Origin of the sequence: Streptococcus sp. CF7_Ac1-12, from assembly GCF_024295905.1 — a bacterium.
GTDB lineage: Bacteria > Bacillota > Bacilli > Lactobacillales > Streptococcaceae > Streptococcus > Streptococcus mitis_AP.
In genome coordinates this window covers 1-584 of sequence record NZ_JANCPG010000041.1, presented here as the reverse complement: position 1 = coordinate 584, position 584 = coordinate 1, and the positions used below count along the sequence as shown (strand labels likewise).

Genomic DNA, 584 nt, shown 5'->3' with positions numbered 1-584 from the left:
TTTTCTGCCACATATTGTGTCTTACTATCGACTACTACAATTTTAGCAGGAATCTCTGCAACTATTTCTGTACCTAGCTTAGCTACAACTGTTACATCTTTGTCTCCTGTGGAACCAGTATTTGGTTTTTCTTTATACTCAAACGTGGTTCCTTCTGGGAATTTACTTGGATCAATACTATCTTTCGGTGAGATACCTTCTTTGTTTACTGGAACATACTGAGGATAGCTTTCTACCACACGTACCGTTGCTGGAACTTCGACAAGTTTATTACCTGCTTTGTCTTTAACAACTACTGTAACATTCTTGTCCCCTGCCTCTGAAGTATTGACTTCTTCTTTATATTCAAATGTTGAACCTTCTGGATATTGATCTGGATCAATACTATCTTTGACACTAGGTTGTTCATTCCCTTCACTAACTGGAACAATTTGAGGATAACCTTTTGCGACTACTACAGTTGCTGGAACTTCAACTAATGGATTTCCATCTTTATCCGTTACTACAACCGTTGTTTCCTTGTCTCCTGCCTTACTTGTTTCAACTGGTTCTTTAAATTTAAACTTAGAACCTTCAGGATAATT

Annotated in this window: 1 protein-coding gene; it reads right to left on the bottom strand. The window is 37.3% G+C overall.

Features of this window, described 5'->3' with window-relative positions:
* Window positions 1–584, bottom strand: a 584-nt coding sequence (locus NMM17_RS09605; protein ID WP_254754334.1) for a Rib/alpha-like domain-containing protein, incomplete at both ends; no start/stop codon positions are given.